Here is a 4,430-nt window from a genome sequence, read left to right as displayed (position 1 = left end):
CGAGATTGTGCAGCTGGCAGCTTGCAGCTGGCTGCTGGTGGACGGGCAGAACCTTCTGAACCTTCTGAACCCTCTTGAACCCTTTGTACCCGAGCCGGCAGGGCCTTTTCGGCCCGAGCCTGTGCCATTTGACTATTCCCCTCTATGAGCTATATAATAAGTATCAACTATATATAAAAAATGATGAAGCATCATTGTTTTATGGAAGGTGAAAATATGCGAGAAAAGTACGTTCCTCAGCAGATTGAGAAAAAATGGCAGAAAATCTGGGAGGATACCAAGGCATTTGAGACCCATTCGGATCCCTCTAAGAAGAAATATTATGTGCTGGAGATGTTTCCTTACCCCTCCGGCAATCTTCATATGGGCCATGTAAGAAATTATTCCATCGGCGATGTGGTTGCCCGTTTCAAGAAGATGCAGGGCTTTAACGTCATTCATCCCATGGGATTTGATGCTTTCGGCATGCCTGCCGAAAATGCGGCTATCAAGCACGGCACTCCGCCGGCTGAATGGACCTATTCCAATATTGCCAATATGACCCGCCAGCAGAAGGAACTGGGTCTGTCCTATGACTGGGACAGAGAGGTTCTGACCTGCCGCGAGGATTACTACAAGCACACCCAGAAACTCTTTGAAATTTTCTACAAGAGAGGCCTGGCCTACAAGAAGGAAGCCAAGGTAAACTGGTGCAACACCTGCCATACGGTGCTGGCCAATGAACAGGTAGAAGAAGGCCGCTGCTGGAGATGCAAGAACCCGGTAGTAAAGAAGGATCTCTCCCAGTGGTTCCTGAAGATTACCGACTATGCTGACCGCCTCCTGGCTGACCTGGACCATATGCCCGGCTGGCCGGAAAGAGTTAAGACCATGCAGAGAAACTGGATCGGCCGTTCCACCGGCACCCAGTTCTCCTTCAAGGTAGAAGGCATGGACGATACCATTCCCGTATACACCACCCGTGTGGATACGGTTTACGGCGTAACCTACATGGTGCTGGCTCCGGAACATCCGCTGGTGGAAAAGCTCATTGCCAACAATCCGGAAAAGGATAAGCTGGAAGCCTTCATTACGGAAATGAGAAACCAGAACGACATTGTCCGTACCTCCGAAGATGCGCCGAAGCTGGGCATGTTCACCGGCAGCTACGCCATCCATCCTCTCACCGGGGAAAGAGTGCCGATCTGGATCGCCAACTATGTCCTCTATGAATACGGCACCGGCGCTGTCATGGCCGTACCGCAGGGCGACCAGCGCGACTTTGAATTTGCCAAGAAATACGGCCTTCCCATGAAGCTGGTCATCCAGAACAAGGCCCATGACCTGAAGCTGGAAGACCTGGACAAGGCCTATGATGCAGACGGATACCTGGTCAACTCCGGAGAATTCGACGGCATGACTTCCGCAGAAGCACGGGATGCCATCACGAAGAAGATGGAAGACATGGGCATCGGCAAGGGCAAGGTGAATTACCGCCTCCGTGACTGGCTGATTTCCCGCCAGCGCTACTGGGGCTGCCCCATTCCGATTATCCACTGCCCGCACTGCGGCAATGTGCTGGTACCGGAAAAAGATCTGCCTGTCATGCTCCCCACAGACGTCAACTTCGTGGCCGGCGCTACCTCTCCGCTGGAAACCAGTGAATCCTTCCTCCATGTAAAGTGCCCCCAGTGCGGCGCTGATGCCACCAGAGAAACGGACACCATGGATACCTTTATTGATTCTTCCTGGTACTATATCCGCTACTGCGATCCGCACAACGAAAAGGAACCCTTTGACAAGGACAAGGCCAACTACTGGCTCCCTGTAGACCAGTACATCGGCGGTATCGAACACGCCATCCTTCATCTGCTCTATTCCCGTTTCTTCATGAAGGTGCTGCAGGACGAAGGCCTGGTGAAGTATCCGGAACCCTTTACCAACCTTCTCTGCCAGGGCATGGTGCTGAAGGACGGCGGCAAGATGAGCAAGTCCGTAGGCAACGTGGTTTCCCCGGAAGAAATCGTAGGGAAGTACGGCGCTGATACAGCCCGCCTCTTCATCCTCTTCGCCGCTCCTCCGGAAAAGGATCTGGAATGGTCCGACCAGGGCGTAGAAGGATCCTACCGCTTCCTGAAGAGAGTATGGGCCATTGTAGGCCGTTACCAGGATCTGCCCAAGGAAAACAAGGGCAAGCTCTCGGAAGATGAATTTGCACTCCGCAGAAGACTGCACCAGACCATCCAGAAGGTAACGGAAGATCTGGACGGGAAATTTGCCTTCAATACCGCCATTTCCTCCATCATGGAACTGGTGAATGAAATGTACCGCTTTGCAGAAAGCCACAAGACCGTGGAAGAAGGTCTGTCCCGCGAACTGCTGAGAAACCTCCTCATCCTGCTGGCTCCCTTCGTTCCGCACATTACGGAAGAACTGTGGCAGGGCCTGGGCGAAAAGGAAAAGAGCGTCCACGACGCTTCCTGGCCTGCCTGCGATACCTCCGCCCTGGTGGTGGATGAAGTGGAACTGGGCGTACAGGTCAACGGCAAAGTCCGTGCTGCCATCACCGTCCCCGTTGCCATGAGCCGTGAAGAAATCGGCGAAAAAGCAAAGGAACTTCCGGACGTAAAGAAATTTACCGAAGGCAAGACCATTGTGAAGATCATCGTAGTGCCCAAGCGCATTGTGAATATTGTTGTAAAATAACAAATAAAAAAGAGCCTCTCCGGGGGCTCTTTTTTTATTCTGTGTTAAAATAGAGAAAACCGGTATTTCCATGTACTGATACATCCCGACCTGAAAGGAGCGACCTTTATGCATATTACCTGTGAAGGAAGAAGTTTTGATTTCTTTGACGGCGCCTCCCCCCAGAACCTGTGGAACATGGTGAGAGGGGACAGGAAGAGGACCGACGCCGTGCTGGCGGACTGCGACGGAGACATTCTTGATTTCCAGACCCCCTTTACGAAGGACGGAAACGTGCGCTGGATTCCCCTGGCCTCCAGAGAAGCCTATGAAGCCCTGCGCCGCACCGCCATCATGCTCCTCGTATGCAGCGTGAAGGAAATCTACGGCGACAAGGCGGATGTGAAAGTGAAGCATTCCCTGGGGAAATCCATTTACTGCGAATTCAAGGACGGCCATACCCCCCTGGCCAAGGAACTGGCGGTGCTGCAGGCCAGAATGCAGGCCATCGCAGGGGAGAGAAGAAAAATTACGAAGCTGGTGGTGGGGAAGAACAGAGCCATCGCCTTCCTCCGCATGAAAGGGCGGACAGAAGACGCGGAGCTCCTCTCCCAGCTGGATGTGTCGGAGCTCAATGTGGACCAGTGCGGCAGCCTCATCGACTATTACTTCGGCCCCATGCTGCCGGATATGGGCTTCATCACCGACTTTGCCCTCCATTCCTACGCCCCGGGCTTCCTTCTGCAGATCCCCGGACCGGGAGAAACAAAGCTCACGCCCCAGGAGGATGATCCGCTCTATGCAAGGGTCTTCCTGGAAACCCAGAACTGGAGCGAACTCATCGGCTGCCACAACCTGGAAGAACTGAACCGGGCCATTGATACAGGCCGGATCTACGACATCGTGGCCACCGCCGAAGCCCTGCAGGAAAAGAAACTGGCGGAACTGGCAGACGCCATCTGCCGCCAGAAGCCGGCCATCCGGCTGGTGTGCATGGCAGGCCCCTCCTCTTCGGGCAAAACCACCTTCATGAAACGGCTCATCGTCCACCTCTGGGTGAACGGCGTCCGTCCGGTCATGCTCTCTCTGGACGACTATTTCCGGAACCGGTCGGAAATGGGGAACCGGAACTGGGAAAACCTGGAAGCCTTGGACCTGGCTCTCTTTGAAGACACTGTTTCCGCCCTGCTGGAAGGAAGAGAAGTGCACCTGCCCCGATTCAATTTCATCACAGGGAAACGGGAATGGGACGAAAAGCCCATCCGCCTGGGAAAAGGACAGCCCATCCTGGTAGAAGGCCTCCATGCCCTGAATCCGAAGCTCACCTACTTCGTTCCCGGCTACCAGTGCGTCCGGGTTTACCTCTCCGCCTTGACCCAGCTCACCATCAACGACCATAACCGCATCTCCACCTCCGACAGCCGCCTCCTGCGCCGCCTGGTGCGGGACTTCCAGTTCCGGGGCAACGGAGCGGAACACACCCTCATGGTGTGGGACAACGTGAGAAGGGGAGAAGAAAGAAATATATTCCAGTACCAGAACCGGGCCAACGTCGTCTTCAACACAGCCCTCCTCTACGAAATCCCCGTCCTCAAGAAACTGGCCAAGCCCCTGCTGGAAAGCATAGGCAAAGAAAGCCCCGCCTACGCCCAGGCCCGCCGCCTGCTCGCCTTCCTTAGGCCCTTCCGGGAACTGGACAGCTCCATCGTACCCGGCGAATCCCTCCTCAGAGAATTCGTAGGATATAAAGGCATGGGAAAATCGTT

2 protein-coding genes are annotated in these 4,430 nt (G+C 54.5%); both read left to right on the top strand.

Annotation, left to right across the window (positions count from 1 at the left end; genetic code table 11):
- Nucleotides 1-216 precede the first annotated feature (216 nt).
- Nucleotides 217-2,685, top strand: coding sequence for a leucine--tRNA ligase (leuS, locus tag ACI4N7_RS09480; RefSeq protein ID WP_439733117.1), 2,469 nt, complete (start codon nucleotides 217-219; stop codon nucleotides 2,683-2,685).
- 108 nt (nucleotides 2,686-2,793) lie between these two features.
- On the top strand, nucleotides 2,794-4,430 hold a 1,637-nt coding region (locus ACI4N7_RS09475), incomplete at its 3' end, for a nucleoside kinase (protein ID WP_439733116.1).

It is taken from the genome of Dialister sp., assembly GCF_051885895.1.
Lineage (GTDB): Bacteria > Bacillota > Negativicutes > Veillonellales > Dialisteraceae > Dialister.
The sequence above is the reverse complement of the archived record's forward strand: the minus strand, read 5'-3'. Positions and strand labels throughout refer to the sequence as shown.